This window comes from Methylosinus sp. (genome assembly GCF_036560965.1).
Classification (GTDB): Bacteria; Pseudomonadota; Alphaproteobacteria; order Rhizobiales; family Beijerinckiaceae; genus Methylosinus.
Genome location: NZ_DATBQF010000069.1, coordinates 97,591 through 116,931, shown reverse-complemented (window position 1 = coordinate 116,931; position 19,341 = coordinate 97,591). Strand labels below are relative to the sequence as shown.

26 protein-coding genes are annotated in these 19,341 nt (G+C 63.5%); 3 read left to right on the top strand and 23 right to left on the bottom strand.

From position 1 onward, the window contains the following. Window positions 1-3 precede the first annotated feature (3 nt). From VIF40_RS18230 to VIF40_RS18195, 8 genes are all read right to left on the bottom strand, one after another. Window positions 4-432, bottom strand: a complete 429-nt coding sequence (locus VIF40_RS18230; RefSeq protein ID WP_331938936.1) for a C40 family peptidase — start codon at window positions 430-432, stop codon at window positions 4-6. Further along, on the bottom strand, window positions 429-932 hold the full coding sequence (locus VIF40_RS18225) for a hypothetical protein (protein ID WP_331938935.1): 504 nt from the start codon (window positions 930-932) through the stop codon (window positions 429-431). The genes VIF40_RS18230 and VIF40_RS18225 overlap by 4 nt, the downstream gene beginning before the upstream one ends. A 6-nt stretch (window positions 933-938) precedes the next feature. Continuing rightward, window positions 939-1,367: a hypothetical protein gene (locus tag VIF40_RS18220; RefSeq protein ID WP_331938934.1), complete on the bottom strand. Its 429-nt coding sequence runs from the start codon at window positions 1,365-1,367 to the stop codon at window positions 939-941. A 6-nt stretch (window positions 1,368-1,373) separates the two neighbouring features. After that, window positions 1,374-4,997 (bottom strand): phage tail length tape measure family protein, encoded by a 3,624-nt coding sequence (locus VIF40_RS18215; protein WP_331938933.1) that lies wholly within the window; start codon window positions 4,995-4,997, stop codon window positions 1,374-1,376. Continuing rightward, the gene (locus VIF40_RS18210; protein WP_331938932.1) at window positions 4,994-5,272 is read right to left on the bottom strand and encodes a hypothetical protein; all 279 of its coding nucleotides are present in this window, start codon (window positions 5,270-5,272) and stop codon (window positions 4,994-4,996) included. The genes VIF40_RS18215 and VIF40_RS18210 overlap by 4 nt, the downstream gene beginning before the upstream one ends. A 95-nt stretch (window positions 5,273-5,367) precedes the next feature. Then, entirely contained in the window at window positions 5,368-5,754 is a 387-nt protein-coding gene (locus VIF40_RS18205) for a hypothetical protein (protein WP_331938931.1), read from the bottom strand. A gap of 41 nt (window positions 5,755-5,795) precedes the next feature. Then, window positions 5,796-6,278: a hypothetical protein gene (locus VIF40_RS18200; RefSeq protein WP_331938930.1), complete on the bottom strand. Its 483-nt coding sequence runs from the start codon at window positions 6,276-6,278 to the stop codon at window positions 5,796-5,798. A gap of 24 nt (window positions 6,279-6,302) precedes the next feature. Then, complete coding sequence (locus tag VIF40_RS18195) at window positions 6,303-6,728, bottom strand: phage tail terminator-like protein (protein ID WP_331938929.1); 426 nt, start codon at window positions 6,726-6,728, stop codon at window positions 6,303-6,305. Between the two features lie 44 nt (window positions 6,729-6,772). On the opposite strand from VIF40_RS18195, the gene VIF40_RS18190 reads away from it, so the two are divergent. Together VIF40_RS18190 and VIF40_RS18185 are read left to right on the top strand one after the other, a co-directional pair. Then, window positions 6,773-6,967 (top strand): hypothetical protein, encoded by a 195-nt coding sequence (locus VIF40_RS18190; protein WP_331938928.1) that lies wholly within the window; start codon window positions 6,773-6,775, stop codon window positions 6,965-6,967. Next, window positions 6,918-7,409: a hypothetical protein gene (locus VIF40_RS18185; protein WP_331938927.1), complete on the top strand. Its 492-nt coding sequence runs from the start codon at window positions 6,918-6,920 to the stop codon at window positions 7,407-7,409. Before VIF40_RS18190 ends, VIF40_RS18185 begins: the two co-directional genes overlap by 50 nt. On the opposite strand, the gene VIF40_RS18180 is transcribed toward VIF40_RS18185, so the two are convergent. The 14 genes from VIF40_RS18180 to VIF40_RS18115 form a co-directional block, all read right to left on the bottom strand. Next, window positions 7,388-8,311 carry a head morphogenesis protein gene (locus VIF40_RS18180; RefSeq protein WP_331938926.1) on the bottom strand — a complete coding sequence of 308 codons (924 nt, stop codon included), beginning with the start codon at window positions 8,309-8,311 and terminating at the stop codon, window positions 7,388-7,390. The genes VIF40_RS18185 and VIF40_RS18180 overlap by 22 nt on opposite strands. Window positions 8,312-8,431: 120 nt before the next feature. Further along, the gene (locus tag VIF40_RS18175; RefSeq protein ID WP_331938925.1) at window positions 8,432-9,037 is read right to left on the bottom strand and encodes a hypothetical protein; all 606 of its coding nucleotides are present in this window, start codon (window positions 9,035-9,037) and stop codon (window positions 8,432-8,434) included. 11 nt (window positions 9,038-9,048) lie between these two features. After that, window positions 9,049-9,468 (bottom strand): hypothetical protein, encoded by a 420-nt coding sequence (locus tag VIF40_RS18170; RefSeq protein WP_331938924.1) that lies wholly within the window; start codon window positions 9,466-9,468, stop codon window positions 9,049-9,051. Then, a complete protein-coding gene (locus VIF40_RS18165; RefSeq protein WP_331938923.1) occupies window positions 9,465-9,821 on the bottom strand; it encodes a hypothetical protein in 357 nt (118 codons plus the stop codon). Before VIF40_RS18165 ends, VIF40_RS18170 begins: the two co-directional genes overlap by 4 nt. Next, window positions 9,818-10,342, bottom strand: coding sequence for a DnaT-like ssDNA-binding protein (locus tag VIF40_RS18160; protein ID WP_331938922.1), 525 nt, complete (start codon window positions 10,340-10,342; stop codon window positions 9,818-9,820). Before VIF40_RS18160 ends, VIF40_RS18165 begins: the two co-directional genes overlap by 4 nt. Window positions 10,343-10,345: 3 nt before the next feature. Next, window positions 10,346-10,636, bottom strand: a complete 291-nt coding sequence (locus VIF40_RS18155) for a hypothetical protein (protein WP_331938921.1) — start codon at window positions 10,634-10,636, stop codon at window positions 10,346-10,348. An 18-nt stretch (window positions 10,637-10,654) separates the two neighbouring features. Continuing rightward, window positions 10,655-11,380 carry a hypothetical protein gene (locus VIF40_RS18150; RefSeq protein ID WP_331938920.1) on the bottom strand — a complete coding sequence of 242 codons (726 nt, stop codon included), beginning with the start codon at window positions 11,378-11,380 and terminating at the stop codon, window positions 10,655-10,657. 11 nt (window positions 11,381-11,391) lie between these two features. Then, on the bottom strand, window positions 11,392-11,703 hold the full coding sequence (locus tag VIF40_RS18145; RefSeq protein ID WP_331938919.1) for a hypothetical protein: 312 nt from the start codon (window positions 11,701-11,703) through the stop codon (window positions 11,392-11,394). Next, window positions 11,700-12,263 (bottom strand): hypothetical protein, encoded by a 564-nt coding sequence (locus tag VIF40_RS18140; RefSeq protein ID WP_331938918.1) that lies wholly within the window; start codon window positions 12,261-12,263, stop codon window positions 11,700-11,702. Before VIF40_RS18140 ends, VIF40_RS18145 begins: the two co-directional genes overlap by 4 nt. A 16-nt stretch (window positions 12,264-12,279) precedes the next feature. Continuing rightward, complete coding sequence (locus VIF40_RS18135) at window positions 12,280-13,413, bottom strand: P22 phage major capsid protein family protein (protein ID WP_331938917.1); 1,134 nt, start codon at window positions 13,411-13,413, stop codon at window positions 12,280-12,282. 141 nt (window positions 13,414-13,554) lie between these two features. Then, entirely contained in the window at window positions 13,555-14,355 is an 801-nt protein-coding gene (locus tag VIF40_RS18130) for a DUF6651 domain-containing protein (protein ID WP_331938916.1), read from the bottom strand. A gap of 28 nt (window positions 14,356-14,383) precedes the next feature. Continuing rightward, a complete protein-coding gene (locus VIF40_RS18125; RefSeq protein WP_331938915.1) occupies window positions 14,384-15,937 on the bottom strand; it encodes a DUF4055 domain-containing protein in 1,554 nt (517 codons plus the stop codon). Further along, window positions 15,934-17,430, bottom strand: coding sequence for a phage terminase large subunit (gene terL, locus VIF40_RS18120; protein ID WP_331938914.1), 1,497 nt, complete (start codon window positions 17,428-17,430; stop codon window positions 15,934-15,936). Before terL ends, VIF40_RS18125 begins: the two co-directional genes overlap by 4 nt. Beyond that, a complete protein-coding gene (locus VIF40_RS18115; protein ID WP_331938913.1) occupies window positions 17,390-17,773 on the bottom strand; it encodes a hypothetical protein in 384 nt (127 codons plus the stop codon). The genes terL and VIF40_RS18115 overlap by 41 nt, the downstream gene beginning before the upstream one ends. 110 nt (window positions 17,774-17,883) lie before the next feature. Between VIF40_RS18115 and VIF40_RS18110 the strand changes: the two genes are divergently transcribed. After that, entirely contained in the window at window positions 17,884-18,615 is a 732-nt protein-coding gene (locus tag VIF40_RS18110; protein ID WP_331938912.1) for a hypothetical protein, read from the top strand. Here the strand turns inward: VIF40_RS18110 and VIF40_RS18105 are convergent. Continuing rightward, on the bottom strand, window positions 18,612-19,328 hold the full coding sequence (locus tag VIF40_RS18105; RefSeq protein ID WP_331938911.1) for a pyridoxal-phosphate dependent enzyme: 717 nt from the start codon (window positions 19,326-19,328) through the stop codon (window positions 18,612-18,614). The genes VIF40_RS18110 and VIF40_RS18105 overlap by 4 nt on opposite strands. Window positions 19,329-19,341 lie beyond the last annotated feature (13 nt).

Sequence of the window (19,341 nt, the reverse complement as noted above, 5' to 3'; positions counted from 1 at the left end):
GCGTCAATCTCGCCGCAGCGCTGCATGGCGCTGGAAACCGATGAGACGGTGTTTCCAGTGACCCTCGCGATAGGAGGTCAGGGCCGAGCGTCCGCCGAGCATCTGGTGCAGGACGGTTCCGGGCGCGGTCACGATTCCCACATGGCTGGCGAGCCGCGAGGCGCCGCGAAACAGCGCGACGTCATAGACGCCCTCGCATCCCGGCTCGATGGGGGCCCATGGCCCGACGTCGCGCGCGCCGGCGATGAGCGCGGCGATCTCCGCGGTCTCCTCCGCCGTCGCATAGTTCTCGGCATAGGAGGGCAGGGCCAGCCCGAGGCATTCGCGATAGACCAGGCGTACGAGCCCCCAGCAATCGGCGGAGGCGATCGTCGAGCCCTGCGGCGCGTAGGGGATGCCGATATAGGCGTCGGTCCAATGCGAGGCGATCATTTGTAGAGCCCCGGCGCGTAGCGACGGCTGATCCGATGCGCCGGGATCGGCTCGTCATAGTCGATCGCCTGCAATTCGAGGGTCAGCGCGCCGCCCTCCCATGTCGCCGAAGCCACCTCGATCTCATCGGTAAACGCGTCTTCGACGAGGTCGGGCGTCGAGGCGAGCACGATCTCGAAATCGATCGTCGGATAGGCGATCAGTAGGAGCGCGCTGCGCGCGAGGTCTCCGTTGATATCGGCGAGCACGATCTGCCCGCTCGGCGCGCCAGTCTCCGGGTCATCCGGCAGCGCATAGCTCTTGACGAGGTGGAGATAGTCGACGCCACGGCTGCGCACGCCCATCACGAAGGGATCGATCGACAGCGTCGTCAGCCCATGGCTCGACAGATGGATCGGCTCGGCGAGATCGGGGTGCGTAATCGTCGCCAGTAGCACGGCGGCCTCGTCGGTCGCCTCCGCCTGCAAGGCCTCGCGCATCGGGAATGTGAGATAGCGCATGTCGACTTATCCCAGCGGCAAGATTTCGAGCTGCATGGAGATTTGAAAGCGGACCCCGTGCGGCTCGATGCGAGGCGCCTGATCGGGCGCGAAGCGGGCCAGCCATTTGGCGACGACCAGCAAAGGCGCGTCGTCTATGAGGATCGGCTCGCCGGACGCGTCGAGGATCATCTTCCCATCGAGCAGCTGATCGGAGACGACGAAGGGCCGCGTTCCTTTTTTGGTCTCCACTTTCCAGAACCGCTTGAAGCGCGGGACGCGTTCTTGCGGGACATAAATGCTCGCGGCAACCTGCTCGAAGCCCGGAGACTCCAGTCGCAGGAAATCGAAGCCGGAGTCCGTTTCGATCTTCTTGCGGCCATCGTCGAGCGTCTCGGCATAGCCGTCGCGCAGGACAAAGGGCGGCAAGTCGGACGGCCATATCAGGACAGCCATTCTCCGTTACCGCGCCTTCATCGGCCGGCGGACGCCGAAGCCTTCGAGCGCGCCATTTGCGGCGGCTTTTTTGAGCATTTTGTCGAAGGTCACCTCGAGCGAGACGCCGCCATCCGAGCGGCGCTTCTCTTTGACGTCGACGCTGGCGCCGCTCGGCGCATTGACGAAAGACACCTGCGTCGGCGGATGCGAGCCGAGCGCCGACTGGCTGGACCCTGCGCCGCCGGCGGACGAGGCGAAGCGGGCCATGTTGCGGGCGTAATCGACCGAGGCGGCGTTCGTCATGACCTTGGAGCCGCGCGGAAGATTGCGCAGCTCGGGGCCATTCTCGCCGACCCACGACCAGCCGCCGGGCCAGTTGTCGGTTCCGCCGGCATTGTGGCCGGGGTTGAAGAGACTGCCAAGCCAGCTGACGGCGCTGCCGATCAGTCCACCGCCGCCAGCTCCGGCCCCCGCGCCCATTCCGCCGTTGACGGTGACGACGCCCGCCTGGACATTCATGTTCGCCGTCGTCTGATTGCCGCCGAGGCCGAGCGACTTGAAAAGGCCGCCGAGCAGCCCGCCCTCGCTCGTCCCGGTCTGCCCGAGCAGGCCCTCACTGAGCCGCGACACCTGCATGTCGATCATGCGATCCATGGCCGATGACATCGATTTTTCGAGAGCGGCGCCGACATCCTGGCCATGCGCGAGCGCTTTCAATCCGCCGCCCAGGGAATCGGTGAAAGTTCCGCGAATGGCGTCCCGATCTTCGATCGAGCGCTTCTGCGCCCGATCGGCGTCGCGCACCTTCTGCTGATAATCGGCCCAGGCTGCCGCATTCGCCTCGATCCATTTTTGCTGTTCCGGCAGAATGTTTCCGGTCTGCCGGATCGCGTCGTTCATGAGTTCCTGGCGTTTCGTCGATTCGTCGATCGCGCGCTGATCCATGCCGAGCGTATCGATACGCACGCGCAGCGCATCATTTCCAGCAATGATCGATTTTGCGAAATCCTCTTGCGGCTTGATGCGCGCTTCATATTGCGCCGCCTCTCGCTGATCGCCGAATGCGCCGCTGGCGCGCGTCGATAGATTATCGTTCGCCGTTCCCGAACGATTGATTCCCTGCCATTCACCGATGCCGACGCGCTGCGCGCCATGCCAGGGCCCCCAACCGCGCTGCGCGGCGATCTTCAGCGCATAATCGATCGTGGCGCGCTCGTTCGCCGGATCGCTCGGGTCCAGGCCGGTCGCCCGGCGAAACTCATCTCCGACGCCGCCGCCGATGTGGAGCTGCATCGCGCCGAACGATGTATTGTTGTCGCCGTAGAAATTCCCCAACCCTTCCGATCGCGCGACGCGCAGCGCCGTGTCCGGATCTATCCCATAGGCTCCGGCGCGCTCGCGGATATAGCCGGACATCCCGCGCGGATCGGCGGCGCTCAGGTTGCCGCGTGGCGTGAAATTCACGACATTCGAACCATTGGCCGAGCCGGCTGCTCCACTGACCTTTGCCGCGAGACTATCGAATGCGCTGGTCAGGTTGCGCGCCGACATAGCCGTGGTGTCGAATTCTCGCGTCATCGGGGCCGCGGCCGCGTTCGGCAGGTTCTCGCGGTTGAAATCGCGTTGCTGGATGTCGATTTCCTTCAGACGCCGCTCGAGCGGGTTCGACGAGTAGGCGAGCGAAAGATTGTCGCGTGATGACCGTGCCAGATCCTCGACCTTTTTCGTCGACTCCGCGATCATGCGCGCGCGCTCGGCTTCCGCCGCGACCGCGGCCCGCGAGGCGTCGCCGGTCTCCCGCAACACATTGATGCGCGCGCGCTCCATTGCGACTGCCTCGCGCTGCGCATAGGTCTGCGCCGTGATCTCGCGGACCTGGAGCGCTGAGTCCTCGCGCATACGATCCGTCGCGCTGCGCCATGTTGCGATCTGATTTTCGAGATTGGCGAGGGTGTGGCGCGCTTCATCGGCCCGATTGCCGAGCTTGGCGAGACCATCATCCGAGCCGAGCAGCTTTTGCAGCGCATCGCGGGATTCCCGCAGGCCGCGCAGCTGACCGATATCCGGAGACGCCGCATCGATGATGGAGCCGGCGCGATCAGAGAGCCGATTCAGTTCGAGGTCGCGGCGCTCCCGCGCCGGCCGCGCGCGATCTTCCTGGAGCTGCTGCTCCAATTGGCGGACGCGCTGTTCCGCCGCCGCCTCGCCGGGATAGGAAGAGGCGTCCCCGCGCCGTTGGGCGCGCAGATTGAAATATTCACCGCGGGCGGCCGCGAGCTGTTGCTCGATGGACGGTCCATGGATCGCTGCATTGATCTTCCCGCCGAGGCCGAACATGGGCGTCGTCGCCCATCTGACGACGCCTTCCCAAGCCTTCGACAACTCCGATGCCGTATCTTTGGCCTTTCTCGTTTCGTCGTCGAGCATGCGCGTCTTCAGCGCCGTCGCTTCGGCGTAGCGGCCGCTCGCCTCGAGAGATCGGACCATTTCCTTGGCGCCGAATGAAATCGGGCCGAAGCGCTTCTCCATCGCGCCGAGGCCTTCGCCGCCGACGATCTGAGTGATTTCGTCCTGCGCACCCTGCAGGTCAGTTCCGAACGCATGTGCGAAGCGCTGTGCGCTCGACAAAAGTGTCGGGATATTCTCAGCTCCGATCCCGGCGCCAGCGAATTGCGCCGCAGCGCCGGCGGCCTGTCCGTATGAGAGGCCGCCGCCGCGCGCCGACGCCATTGCCGCAGCGCTCAGATCGGCCGCAGTCGCGCCGGAGAGCCGCCCGACACCGTTCAGGGACCGTTCCAGCGCGGTTTGCTGTTGGGCGAACTGATAGGCAGCGAGCGCAGCTGCTCCGAGCCCGACGGTCAGCAGCGTAATGGGGCTCGTCGCGATGCGCAGCGCCGTCGCACCAAAATCGCGCAGCGCAGCCCCGGCGCCGCTGCTGCTCGACGAGAACACATCGGCGATCTGCGAGCCCTGCTCGGCAAGAATCAGGAGAGGAGATTGCCCGCCGGCGAGCTGGACGCCGACGTCCTGGAATTGCCGGCTCAGATTGATCCATTCATAACGGGCGAGGCCGACGGCCTTGGCGTTGTCGTTGGCGCCGTCCGTCGAAGGCTTCAGCGGATTGCCGCGGCCGCCGCCGGTCGCTGCGCCGATCGCGTCCCCAAGCGCGCCGCCGGCGCCGGCGGCATAGCGCCCGAGCTCATCGCGCTGCTTCCCGATCGCGGCGCCCACGTGGGCCGTAGCCGCCTCCGTCGCCCTTGCCGCGCCGGTGATGTCGATGCCGACCTGGCCCGCAGCATCGCTGAGCGCAGAGACCGCCGCCGTCGACTCGCGCGCGCCCTTCGAAAGAGCCGATCCGAGCTTGGCGCCGGCCTTTTCAGTCTCGGCCGCTGCGGAGGATGCTTTCTTGCCGGCGTCGTCGAGCGCATCGCCGAGCTTCTCGGTGTCCTTCTCCGCTTTCTTCGCACCGTCGCTGATTTTCGATGTCGCGTCGGCCGCCTGCTTTCCCGCCGTGGCGACAGCCGCGCCCATTTGGCCCGCCGACTGCTCCACCTTCTTGGCGGACGCCGCCAACTTGTCGAGCGCGAGCGTTCCTTGCTCGGCCTGCGACGAGTCGATAGCGAGCCCGAGATGGGCGAGGTCGGTCATCCGTCATCACCTTCCTGTTTGGCGCCGCGTGCGATCTGCGCGGCGCGCTCTTCGGAAAACGCCTCGACAAACGCAGCGTCGATCTTTCGAAGGATCATGAGTTCGTCGCGGGTTACGACGAATCCCGTTAGCGCCGCCCATGCCGCCCATTCGACAGGAGTCAATCGCTGCGGGGAACCCTGCTCGCATCGCCGTGTATCGGACGCATCCCAAAACCATTCGAGGATATGCGCCCCACGCTGCGGAGCCGATATTTCGGGATTTGCCTCGGCCATGTCGAAGCGTTCATTGCGCTTCCGGCGCGTTTCCCCATTGCCGTCGGGCGTCTCATAGCGGACGACGAGAGCGACGAAGCCGACGAGTTCCTTCGTCAGCCCGCGGTAAAATTTCCGATCTTGCCCTTCGCCTTCGCGACCTGATCGTAAATCCAGCTCTCGGAAAGCAAGATTTCCGCGACCTTTTCCGGCGAGAATTCCGGCACACTGCCATGGAACGTGTGGCCGCCCCAATCCCAGCTGGCAACATGCGCCGCCAAGATCGCCGCATTGCGCTTTTCCAACGTGGCCACCTTCAGCGGCGTGGCGGTAATGACCGCCTGTTCGGTCTCATCGTCGAGCAGTTTCCGGACGGCTGCCTTCACCGACTCGGAGTGCGGCGACTTGATCCGCCATGTCACTCCCGTCAGCTCTCCGGACAGCGGATGACGTAGCTCGAGCGGATATGTCGTTTCATGGTTGAAGATCGTTCCGAGATCCATGTATTTTCCTTTCGAGGAATCGCCTTAGGACGACGCCGGCATCAGAGCGTCGGCAGAACTTGAATATTCAGCTGGTTCATCCCGAGCGAAAACGTCTCGAGAATGAAGTCTTCGACGCCGGAGCCAGGACGCTCCGGTCCAGTGACAATCCCCTTGTTGTAAATGATCGTGTTCGAATAGCCGGCGCTCGGGGCGTCCGCGTATTCGAGCTTGAACGCATATTCCTGTTTGTTTTGCGGGACGGCCGCCGCGCGCAGCGCGACCTGACCGGCATCGTCATAGATGTAAGCGAGCTCCAGGCTCCAATCGCCGCCGTTCGTAATGCCCTTGTCCTTCTGCGACACGTCGGTATCGAGCGTGTCGTATTTGACGACGTTCGTCGTCGTCGAGACGCCGCCGACCTTTCCGACCTTGTGGATTTGCACCCAGGTCAGCGCGACGAAGGCGGATTGGTCGAGCGTTCCGCTCTGAGGGGTGGCGCAGATATAGAGCTTCGCGCCCTTCATGGTTTCGGGCTTCGACATATCGCTTTCCTTTTCGTTGCAGAGTTAGACGAATGCCCGCCACGCGACCGTCACGGGCGTTCGGGTCCACTTTTCCTCTTGGATCGGTCCGCCGATTCTCGGGCGCGCGTCGATCTTCAGAGCGAAGCTTTGATCGTCGGGCCGGAGCGTTGTTCCGGCGTCGAAGTGATCCGCGATGGCGGCGGCGATGCGCGCCGCGCTGATAGCGCCAGAGCCGCGCGGCGTCACGACAGCGACCTGCAACAGGCCGTGGTAGAGCGTGCCATCATCAAATGCGAGGAACGGGTCCGTGCTGCGGTTCGGGAGATAGTCGACCGCGAGAAACGCCTCCCCGATCGTCGGCGCGAAAGGCACGTCCGGCCATGCGATCGGCAGCGTAGGCGCGAGCGAAAGCGCGGATAAGTGGCTGAAAAGCAATGCAGGGATGGCGGCTTCCGGCGCGTCGGTCATTCTGCTACCCTACGTCCATGCAGCATGACGATGACTTGCCCCCGATGAGCGACGGCGAAATCCACGCGATCTTCGTCCGACTGCTCGAGAAGATCGGCGACCGGCGAGGAAAGACGGAACTCGGTGAGAAGACGTTGCGCGCCGTCGAGCTATTCGTCGGCGGCTGCATGTTGGTAATGTTCAAGGAGATTGATCGCGGCGCTCATTCGACAGAACCGCCGCCTTCGCGCGAGCCGTAGCTTCGGCGACGATCCACGGCCAGTTCTGCGCGGCGAGGCGGACCATGCCGACGCCGGACTGATTGTAGTTTCGGCCAAGCGAATCCTGCCCGACGAAGCCATATTCGAGGCGGAGCGCATAAGCGGCGACGAAACCGAGATAGATCGTCTCTCCGAGCGGGACGTTCGAAATGACGAGATTTATCGGTCCGGAGTCGACCGCGTATTTCGCGCCTTCAGCCGGCTTCGCATCGGCGCGGATCACTGGCATCTGCGAGCCGCTGGCCTGGAAGCTGTGCCGAAGAAAGCCCGTGTCGACGGGCGATTTCGCGACAACTTCCTCGGCGAGGTCTTCGGCAGCTATATGAAAGACCGCCTCAATGCGCTCCTTGGTCTCGCGGACCCATGCTTCCACTTCGGCGGCGAATGTCTTCTCGGCCATCAGCGCAGCCCCCGCGTATAGTTGATCTTCACCTCTTCGCGGCAGCGGCATTGCGGCTCGTCGTACGGCGCGTGCATCTGTGAAGCCATGCCGGCAGGAACCTGATAAGGCTGGCGCCAGGGGACGCCTTTGCGGTTCATCTGCTCGACTTCGCGGTGCGTTTCCCGGACACGCTCGTCATGAGCCGAAATCGGGAATTTGAGCAGGTCCTGTTCCTTGACCTGTCCCTTGTCGATCGCCTGCTCATAGGCTTCGGACTTCGCCGCCCCGAGCGCGCGGATGGTCTCGGTTCGCGAGATCGTGTCGGCGCGATATTTCAGAGAGCGATTCCGGTACGCGGTGAGCATCTTCGCTCGGGTCTCGGCCGGGATCGGCTTTCCGTCTTTGATCGCGCGCAGCACGGCGGCGTCGAAGCGCTTGTCGCGGAGCCCGCGCCCGAGCGCCTTGCGCAGCTCGGCGGGATCGGTTGAGGCCAGCTCGGCGGCGTAGCGGCGCTGCCAGGCGTCTTGCCCGCTGGTGAGCCCGATGACACCGCCGCTGCGCTTGCCTGTTCGCGCATCGATCCTGCCGACGACATCGAGCGCGGTCTCGCGCGGGTTGCGGCCCGACTCGAGACCGGCGCGCATGTTCTCCCGGATCATGTTCCGCTGATCGTCGACAATCTCGGTGACGAGTCCCGACGACTTGTCCCGCGCCCATACCTCGGCGCGCGGCGAGCGGATGTCGAAGAGCACCTTGATGAGCGCGCCGTCGCTCCCGCGCGCTGCTGGAATCGTCTCCGTAACCGCTGCGCCGCCGGCGCCATAGGCGTCGACAATCGCATTGCGGAGCCCTGAGAAATCGTTCGGATCGAGACCGATGGCCCGGATCGCCCCTTCGATATCGTCGGCGCGCAGCCTGTCCTCGAGCGCTTTGATCGACACTTTATCGGCGATGCGCGCGATGGCGTCGAGAAACGCCTGGCGGACGCGCGGCTCGAATTTCTCGAGCAGCGCCTCGATCAAATCGCGGTTTGTCGCCATTGGATCGCGGTGGCTCGCCTATTAGCTGCTTCTACCGAGCAAAACGATTTGATATTTCGCTTGCGCGCCGGCGGAATTGGCGATGCGCAGAATGTCGCCAGTATTGGCGGTCACCGTCGCGAGGCCGGCAATGGCCGGCGAAACTATCTTGAAGATGCCGCCCGGCCCGATCGGCCAAAGCGCGCTCGAGAACCCAGGAATCGTGTTCGTGCCGCCGCCGGGCGTGAGATTCGTCGTGTTCGGTGTTCCATCGCGTTGCTTGTTGATGATGAGCAGGGCGACCAGCTTCGCCATCGTGACCGGATTCCCGAATACGTCGGTCAGCACGCCGGAGAGGTCGATATCGTCATTGGTCGCGCTCGCGACCGTGCGCTCAGCGGCATAGCCGACGTCCACTTGGCCCGTGCTATTGCCGGCGGTCAGATTGATGATCTGCTCGAACGAGCCGCTCCATACAGGCGCGGCGCCGAGCACCGCCGGCACCCATTGAGACATGGATAGAGACGTGCGAAATTGTGCGTTCATCGTCATGATAGACACCCATTCTGGAGCGACCAAGAAGTCGTCGGTTGACGCGAGGAGAGTATTTTGGGCGTTGTCTAGGAGATATTTGTTGATTATCGGCACTCGACAATCCCCTACTTCTTCGCCAATCGCGCCCACTTCGGGCCGCGTGACTGCACATAGGCGGCGCCGAGCTGCAGAATGATGTCCTGCAGGGCGTAAGCTTCGAATTCCGGCGATGGGGTTTCCTCGCCCATTTCCTTGCGGATTTCTTGCCAGACATGGGCAGCTTCGTGCGCGATCATCGCCATGATCGCCACAGCGGACATTGCATCATGTCGCTCGGCGATGCAGACAATGACCGCGACATCTCTGGATTTCTTATTACGACAGGTGGTCGCACTCGCATCGAGAATCGGATAGGGCTCGCCTCTGCCGCCGAGGCGCGTCATCTCGCGTTTCCATGCCGATTCTGACGGGCAGAAACCGTAGTGGACGGGGAAGAAACCGCGATCGCACCAGATCACGCGATCGGCGTCGTCGCGCTTCTTCATCGGCGCGCCTGGACCTCATAGAACACGACGACGCCAGCCGGCGACAGCGGCTTCACGTCCACGATTTCATGCGTGACGCCGCCGATGACGAGCGCGTCGGACTCCGAGGGCTCGATCGTCATGTCTTCGGTCGAGAGGTAGACGAGCTTGTCGCTCGCCTTAATGCGGGTCCCATCGATCTGCTTATCCTCGTACGACAGAACGACAATTCGGCAGGCGTGATCGGCGGTGCTCACAATTGGATCGAACTCCGGACCCGAGCTTGTCGATCGGCGCAGTTGCGCCCTCTGTCCGTAGCGCTTGATGAGCCGCTCGGCCGTGGCGCGTGGGCGCGAATAGTCGAAGGCGCTCATACGCGATACGAGGTTCCGACGATCGGCGAACCGCCGCCCCGGCAGACAAACGGCGCGATGAGATCGCGGACCATTGCCGATACGGCGCGATGCTCCTCGGCCCCGGCTAGCGGGTTTGCGTATTCGGTCTCGATCTGCCCGATAACCTCGCGCTTGATCGCTTCCGACGGGACGATCACCGGAGCGAGCGCATTCGGCGTCTCGAGTTCGATGAGCGCGAGCTCCGCGCATGCGCTCACGATCTCGATCGGGATTTCGTCGCTCCTGATCCCATAGCCCTCGAGATCGGTGCAACTGGCACGGGGCCACGCGAGCGCCTGAGCGCGCCCATGGGTCCGGAGGCCCGCCCATGTCACCGAGCGCGACAAATACGCTGTAGCGCGCCGGATCGCGGCCTCTTTGTCGGCATCCGCGCCGGTCCAGGCGGCATTCCCACGCGCCGCGTGATAGGCATCGCAATTGGCGACCGAGGCGAGAGCATCGGCGCCGGGCAGACCGGAGCCGGTTTCAACGGTCAGCATTGGTCAATCCGCCCAGTTGCTCGAGATGACGCCGCAGCGCCGGCACTGCGCGCCCTTCGGCGTCAGCCAGAACAGGAACTCGCCGCATCGGCAGCGCCAATGCATTTCGGGTTCTATGGCGTGCTTCGGAGCGCCCCAATCGCGCCCGCATTTCGGACATTCCATATGTGTCGTGCCCACCGGAGCGACGCCCACCCATTCATGCTCGCAAGCGCCGCAAACGAACGTCCCGGCCAGATGCGGGCCGTCGATTTCCTCGCACTTCTCCGGTCGAAGATCTATGACGTTGCCCATGGCACTCAGTGTTGCCTCCTACAGGCTAAGGCCGGCCGCCCTGCCGAGCCATTTGTTTACCGGCGAGCGGTTTGCGCCGAACGAACCTGCTTTGAAAATCCCGCCGAAGAATTTCATGCCGGTTGCCTGGACGGGGTTGAAGCCGCCGAGGTGAGCTGGTGATTGACCATTTGTCGCGGAATAGGAGCCATCCGCGACGTCGTTCCGATAGAACGCGCCGCTCGCGGCTCCGTCCATCATGAGCACGCATCGATCGGCGACAGAGAGCGCGGACCCAGCAGGCGCGTCGACCACGCCGGTATGGGTCCCCCATTTCCCGCCTGATCCCGCCCCCGTCTTGGCCAGCATCATCATCGCGCCAGTTGCAAAGAGGCCGGTATAGCTGGACTTGAGCGACGCGATTTCGACCGCTGCGGCGAATGCGCCGGCCACGGCGATCGAATGAAGAAGCTGGTCGTCGACGCCATCGTAGGCGAGCCAGAAGAGGCCCCCGGCGGTGTGGAAGGTCGGCCGCGAGGCCGCTGTGGTTTGGTAGAGATAGTTGCCAGAGCCGGAGAGATCATCGACGCGGCCGACCGGATCGCTATCGGCCGTCACCGGGATCGTCCCGGCTGCATCCTGCCATAAGGACGAGAGGACGCGGATATCCCACACGGCTATCGGCGTAGCCGTTAGCGGGTCGAACGCCGCATTCCCTTTCTTAGATAGGTTTGCGGAGGAAATATTCATCCCGATCCCGAGCATCTTCGGCTGTCTTACGAGATCGACTTCGCGTTGATTTTGTCGCCGACCTTGCCGACGATCGGAAGCCAACCGCCCGCGGCAATGACGACGCCTGCCGTGGTGGCAGCGCTCGCGGCCGTCGCAGCAGCATCCGGCGTTGTCCCGAAGGCGATAGCGACAGCAGTCGACTCGCCATTGACCACGATCGCGACCTCACCATTTGCGAAAGTGGCCGTGGTGGAAGCCGGGATAGTCAGCGATTCGCGAGCCCTGACCTGACCAATGCCCGGCGCATGGATAGAACCCATTCCGCGGGGCTCTGCGAAGCTGATGAAAACGGTCACTGCGCGCCTCCACTGGAGAGTTCGGCGACCGCGGCCGCAGCTTCTTCCTCGGTTGGGAATCCCTTCGAGACGATCGTATCGCCGGCCTTCAGGAAAAAGAGACCGCGGGGGCCTTTGGCGACGGTGAGATCAGGCGTGCCAGGCTCTGGAGCCGATGCAGGGGCCGTTTCCGTCCCGGCGATCGGCTGTTCCGGAGCGGTCGTCGTTTCGACGGCCACGGGTCCCGTGCTCTGCTCCTGCGCTGGAGCGGCCTGAGCGCCGATGTCGAGAGCCTGTTGCGCGACGAGTGCGGCTATGGACGCCGCCTGACGAGCGACTTCTTCCTCGGCGGCCTTGCGCTGCGCTTCCTCTTCCGTAGCCAGGCGCTCGGCCTCGGCGCGAGCCTTCTCGACCGCCTGCACGGCAGCGCTGGCCTCGTCGACATAAAGCTCGTGCCGCTGCGGATCGAAATCCTCCTCATTGAGGACCACGAACAGCCCCTGATCCTTCGACCAAGGCTTCACGCGAATTGTGGGAATCATGTGAGCTCCTCGAAATCGGCCGACGGCGCCAAGCGCCATCGGCCATGTCCCGGCCTTACGCGCCGATCAGCACGCCGGAGTGGCGAGGCGCGACCATCTTCACGCCCCAGGCCAGATTGACCTCGAAGCGCTGCTGGCGCTTCTGTTTGTAGACCGCGAACTCGTAGGCGATGCCCGAAACGGGATCGGTCATCGTCATCACGTCCTCGGCCGCGTCTCCACCATCGGGCATCGCCGGCGCGCGAGTCGCGAGCTGGATCGCCGAGCGATGGAAGAACATATTGCGGGTGGTCGCGCCGATCGTGGTGATGACGGTGGCCGCGGCCGGGATCGCCTGCTGGAGACCCGGTTCGGCGATGGTGATCGAGCCGCCATTCGACACATCGGTGTCGCCGGAAACGACCAAATATTTGTTGGTGTCCCCGGCGAAGCCGATGATATCGCCACCGATGAACGTGCCGGTGCCGGCCGCGGCGAGACCGATCGCCGTCGCCCCGACGGCATAGCCCGCCGTATCGGTCGTCGCCGCGCCATTGTTCGTGCCCGCGGTGACTGCCTTTTTCACCTTTCCCGAGTTGTGGAGCGCGAAGCCCTCCACATCGCCGAGCACGCCGAAGCGCAGAAGCTGATCCGTGCCGGCTTCGTTGACCTTGAAGAGGCCGGACTGTTTGCCGCGGATATTGGCGACGGCGGTGGAGCCGAGCACCATATGCAGGTCGCTCTGCGGGACGCCGTTATCGTCGAGAATGCGCCTCGACTGCGCGAAGTCGGAGAGGTCGCCCGCCGTGCCGAACGGGGTCGAATTATAGGTGCCATAGGCGCGGCTGGCATAGACGTGCAGCGCCGCGATGTCGTTCTCGACCTCATTGGTGAGCGTGCGCAGCGCCTGCGCGATTCGATCCTGAGTGATCGTCCCGATGGTGCCGGAATTTTGCAGGCCACGGGTCTCCTCACCCGTGATTCCGAACGGAACCGAACGGGATTTAGTGATCGTCATCTGCACATTGCCGATGGTCTGGTTCGGCGTATCCGCCGCATAGGCGGCGGGGGTCAGATCCTCAGCGGCCATCGCGCCGACGACCGGCGACGTGACCATCTGGCCGACTGCCGCGCGCTCCGCAGACGAGTCTCGGGAAACGGCGGGAATGAAGCCGACCAGCTCGCGAGAGACAACGTCCATCGCGTTCATGATCGGAGTGATGAGATTGGTGAGGGTAAGCGTCCCCATATCAGGACTCCTTTAGAGTTTGGATCAGCCGGCGGATGGCCCGCCATTCGAGGTGAGCCATCCGGCCCGAACGCCTTCCCTCATCCGAGAGTCGGCTCGAATTCATTCATCGACGACGGTGTGCCCGCTCTTGATCTTCGAGGCTTGGTCGGCGGGCGAGAGTGCGAAGAATTCGGCGCGCCGTATCGTCTTCGCGCCATTGCCGCCGTTGCCGGCGCTCTGGCGCGCTCCCGTGCCGCTGGCTCCGGAGCCCTTGAGGATGTGATCCTTCTGCGGGTAGGAGCCGACGATTGAGGAAAGCGCCTCGTCGAAGTCGGCCAGCTGCCCGGGGCGCGCGGGAGAATAGATCTGCTGCCCCGCGTCATCGTAGGCGATGACCTTTCCATCCTCGAGCTTGAAGTTCTTCCCGAATCGGGCCTGAACCAAGTCGGGTGGAATGACGAGCTTGTCCTTGATGAACTGTGAGCGCGCGAAGGCGCCGCCGATCTTTTCCGCATGTAAGGAGGATTCGAGCTTTTCGCTCTTCGCGCGCTCCTCGGCGATCGTCTGCTCATATGCCTTTTTCGCCTCGGCCATCTTGCCCTCGAGGGCTCGCGAAATGCCCTCCTTGACCTTCTCGACCTCGCCGGCGTCGATGAGCTTTTTCGCGTCGATGTTCGCGAGCTTGTCGAGCGCGTCGCGCGCGGCGGCGGGGTCGATCCCTTCGAACGCTTTCAGCTTCTCGAGCGCGGATTCCTTCGCCTCGCGATGAGTCTTCGCCTCGCCGTTGAGGCGCGAGATCGTCGCCGCGGTGCCCGGGAGATCGACGGCGGCTTCGGAGCCATCGTCGTTCACATAGACCGGCTTTCCCTCCTTGACCTCCGCATAGGTCACGCCGTCTTTCTCGATCGTTTTGAGCTTCATGTGCTACCTCTGGCCCATCCGAGCCGTTCTATGGCGCATCCGCGCCGGGCGCCGGCGGCGATCCGCTGCTGGCCGGGATTGCGGGGCCAGGATTGTTTCCGGCCGCCGCATCTGCTTCCGCCGCTGTCGGATCGCCAGGAGCTTCGTCGAGAAGGAGTTGGCGCTCCTTTTCCGCGTCGAAATTCGAGGAGAGCTTTCCGCGACGCTTGAACTCGCTCCATAGCGTCTCTTGGGAGAGGTCGTTGTTCTTGCGCATCTCGACGAGATCGGCGCTGCCATCATCAGCGCGAAGATCGAGCGAGTCGTCCGACGACATCTCGACTTCGATCGAGTCCGTCTCGCCTACCCACTTCGCGGTCAAAGCGAGCGCGTTTTCGAGCGCGTTCTTGAAGTTCAGTTTCAGCGCTTCGATGACGCTGATCGCCTTGTCTCCGGCAAAGGCAGCCGTCACCACCGTGATGTTGCCGCTCTGCGCCGTGAGAGGCTGGCGCCCGAGCTCCCGGAGCGCTTCTTCCGTTGCCTTCACTTCGTCGGCGAGAAATCGCAGCGACTCGGCGCTTGGCTCGATGAACTTCCACTCACCGTGGTTGCCATCGGAATCCATCGGCGCGTAGAGGACTGTCTTCGGCCCAACCGGAACCGGCTTCGGATTTCCAGTCGCGTCCTCGGCCGGCGTCACTCCGTTGCCCGCGAGCATCGGAAAAGCAGTTACCTCGCGCGCATATTTGAGGGCGCTCTCTTGCTGGAAATGCTCGATTTGCAGTTCCGCTGCGTCTTTCAGAACGGGCTTGAGGCGCCAGGAAGAGCCGATGCGGCGCCCCGCGATGAAAGGGACGATCGGGATAACGCCGATGCTGATCGAGCCGCGGTCGCGGCGCACCCATGTTTCTTTGTCCTGCCCGTTCTGCGGCTCGATCTCCTCCCAAAGCTCCCATATCGCCGGCGCGGCGGATATCGCGTTGTCGAGGTCATCGCGCGTGACCTTACGGTCCAGGACACGGACAAACTCGCGCTTCTTCTCTCCCCAGCCGTCGCGCTGAATGGAACATTCCGCGATGCGCGCATGAACGATCGTCTCTACGCCGCCGATCATTTCGGAATAGACGGCAATCATTTGTTGCGCCGGGATGTGCACCCAATAGGGGCGCGCGCCGAGCGCGGCCTCTTGCGCTACCGTGGCGCCCGGCGGAACATTCTTGGTGTAGTCGACGAAAATCCAGTCCAGCGCATAGGCGAGACCGGCATAGAACGACTGCGCCGCGAATTGATGCAGATGCGAGCCGTGCCCGTCAATATCCTCGACGAATGACTCGACGCGCGCGCTGGCGCCGGTGATAGTGATCTCTGTTCCGAACGGCTTCGAAGCCAGCGTCTCGACGATATCGCCGAAGATGTTGGTGAATTTCGCATTGGAAAGACGGAACTTGTAATCTGCGTCGGTCTCGTTCGGGAACTTCGGCAGATAAGCGCTGGCTTTGCGCATTGCGTCGGCGCCGCCCAAGAGCGCGTCGACCTTGCGCCAGTAGCACTGCATCTCTTCGAAATCCGAAGAGCGAGAGTCCGGTTCTTTGTCGTCGCTCAACCTTGACTCCCGTATGTTCCGAACACGGCAGGGGGCCCCTTTGCCGGCTTCACCAAGCGCCCGAATGCCCCCGACGAAGCGTCGACCTGATCCTTGAACGAGCCGCCTGGAAACAGGCATAGCTCGTCGAGATAATCGTCGTTCCAGGCGCCGCGGACGAGATAGACGTTCCCGGCTTCGCACTGCGCCGAGAACGGCGTGGCGCGCGTCTCCTTGTCGCCGGTCTCTGGCTCGGCCCGAACATCCCAGCCGGCGAGCTGCGCAACGAAATCCGACTTCTGGACCTTGCCGGCTTGGCCAGGATCCTGCGGCAAGCTGATCATCACGCCCTTTCCGTCGATTTCCGCCGTCGCCTTGATGAGCTTGCGTACGGCATTCCCTTCGTCTTGCGTCATGGCGACATGGCCGACGACATAGCGGCCGTCAGGAGTTTTCCCCAGCTTCACGCCGGCGGTGCGCGCCGACGTCTTCTTCTTCGTTGCCGCAAGGTCCCAATGTCGGACCCAGACGGTTCGCTCCGGCGCCGCGCCGATGATCTTTCCATCGAACCATGCGCGCTTGAACAACCCGCCTTCGCGTGGGGTCGGCCGCTGCTGATACTGCCCAGCATAGGAATAGGACCCCATCTCGCGTTGGAGCTTCTCGACTTCCTCACGAGGGAAACGGACCGGATCGAGGAGGTCGCCATCATTCGTGCGCGGGTCCTCGAACCCGATGCAGGTCCGGCACCGCCTCTCTTTCTCGAACTCCATCGGCAGGCAAAGATGGACATATTCCATCCCGAGCTTCAGAATCGTGCCGGAGATGTCATCGGAATGCAGGCGCTGCATCACGACGACGATCGCCGAGCGCTTCTGATCGTTGAGGCGATTGAGCGCGCCCTCACGAAATTTGCGCGTCGTCGCTGTCCGTTCGGCATCGCTTTCGACTTTGGTCGTCGAATGCGGATCGTCGATGATCAGACGATCACCGCGCTGCGATGTCAGCGAACCGAAGGCGACGCCCTCGCGCGTTCCGGTGCTCGAATTCGCGAACGACATTTCGCCGGCGCGAACGAGATCGACCTCGGGCCAGAGACTGCGATACCACTCCGACAGGATCAGATCACGGCACTTGCGCGAGTCGCGTTTGACCGGGACGTCGTTATGAGCGGTGGTCAGGAAGCGCATCGAGCGCTTCCCGATCGGGCCCCATTCCCAGGCCTGCCATAACACCGAAACGATCAGCGATTTCGACGAGCCCGGCGGAACGTTTGTAAGCAGACGCGTGATCTGCCCGAATGTGATCGCCTCTAAATGCTCACAGATCGCGTCGAGGTGCCAGTTCCAGACCAGCGGTGTGTTCGGCTCGAGGATCGGCCATGCCTCGCGGACGAAGCCGGCGAGCGATTGACACCGCGCCCGGATCGCGTCAGCGTTGCGCGCTATCCTTTCCCTTTCTCTTTGCGCCTCCCTACGCGCTCTCTCCGCCCGGATCGCTTCCAGGCTGGGCAATCTTGGCGCGGAGCTTTTCGAGCAAGTCGAGCTCTTCATCGCTCAGCGCCGACAAATCGCAATATTCAATCGGGCCGCCGTTCTTGCCGCCGTGTTCATGAATGGTGGTCTCTTTCCACCCAGCGCGCACCTTCAGCCAGAAGATCGCGGCGGTGACCGACGGGCCGGTGATCCCTTTCGATGTCGCCTTGGCGAAGAGGCTCTGCGCGACCATAGCGTTCGCCTTGATCGCGGCAGTCTCGAGTTCCAGGCCGTAATGCTTTCGCAGCGTCTTCGGATCGATTCCGATAACCGTTCCGATTTCGATGTGCGGAATTCCATAGGACGCCAGCGCTTCGACCATTTTGCGAGACTTGGCGTCAGGCGTATGCCTTGGACGACCTGGCTTTCTAGGTCGTCGTGGTTTGCGTGCAGCCATCGATGAGTTTCTTTTGATGTCGCATTAGACCGGAGTTGCTCCTGCATTCGTTCTGCGCTGTCCTGCGTTCATCAGAACTTCAGCAAAGGAGAGCAGCTATGAATGCCAACGACCTTTCCAAGCCTTTCACCGATCGCTCGAACTGCCGCCGCGCCGCTAAGCGTGAATGCGGCGACGCTTTCGAGATCGAACGCGTCGAAGGCGGCTTCGCGTTTCGTCGGCCGCCTGAGACTCGTTTCCCCGGCGCCGCGAAGGCGATCGCAGAAGAGACCCCCGGCCTGAAGCGCCTCCGCGCATCTTCCGTCGCGATCGCCCTTCGCGTATCCGCGATCGCCGATCAGACAAAGGAAATGACGCGCCAAGCCGAGAAGATGGCCTCCGTCAATATTGAAAACCTCACCCCCGCTTCACATCCGATTGCGGCGGCGAACGCGGAGAGCTGGCCGAAAGGCAAAGCGACAGCCAAGGCGGCGAACCTTGCCAAAATCGACAAGCCCGCAACGGCGAAGGAACTCGGCAAGCGCGCGGCCATTCTCGCAGCCGCGCAGGCCGGCGCGCTTCCGACGCCGCCCGATTTCAGCGCGGCGACGCACGCCCGGTTTCGTGGGAAGCTCGCCGAACTGACGAAGCTCGCGGAGGCCGGCGATATCGAAGGCCTCAAGGCTTACGCCATCAAGCCGGTTTCGAGCAGCCCCAAGGCGCTCGATCGATATCGGAATCTCTGCGTCCTCGCGCTCGAGGCGCGCATGACGGCAGCGGCCGCCTAATCGATGGTTGCCGGCGAGGTCACATTCCAGAACAGCACGAGCCCGGCCCCGCGCCGGGCTTTGCATATCTCCCACGCCTTGGCGTCGTAATGCGGGTCGCTCGGGAATGGCACAGCGGCCTTGCTGGCCTTCTCGAATTTCTGCTGGGCCACATGAATGGTCGCGCCGGCGACGTCATTGGCCTCGAGCTTCTTTCCCACTTGCACGACATGCCGGCGAGCGTTCGGCCATGCGGCGGCGAGGCCGCGGGCGAGCGTTCCAGATCCTGCGGCGCACCAGACCTCATCCGGCTGCACGCCCGAGGCGCGCGCGGCCGCGGCGATCGTCTGAATCGTCTCCGGGAGATCGACACCGAATGGAGCCAGCAGTGAACCTGTCTTCTCGGCATAGGCGCGGGCTCGCGCCGAGACGACGCTCAGATAACCGGGGCTCACCTGATAGACCTTCGCCCCGTGGCGCTTCGCCATCAGCGCCCTGGCGTGCGGCTGGGCGCGCTTGGCGACGAAGATCGTCGCACGCTTGCCGAGGCGCCGCGCCGTGATTGCGAGCGCCGTTTGCGCCGCGCCTTCGGCCGGGCTCGCGTAGACGATCTCATCCGCGTCGTGAAAGAGCGCCGGCAGATAGCGCGCCTTCGTGCCGCCCGAGAACAGATCGTCGCGGACGACGGCAATCCCCTCGTGCTCGCGAATGATTGGCCGTTCACTGGCATTCATTGGCGTTCACTAC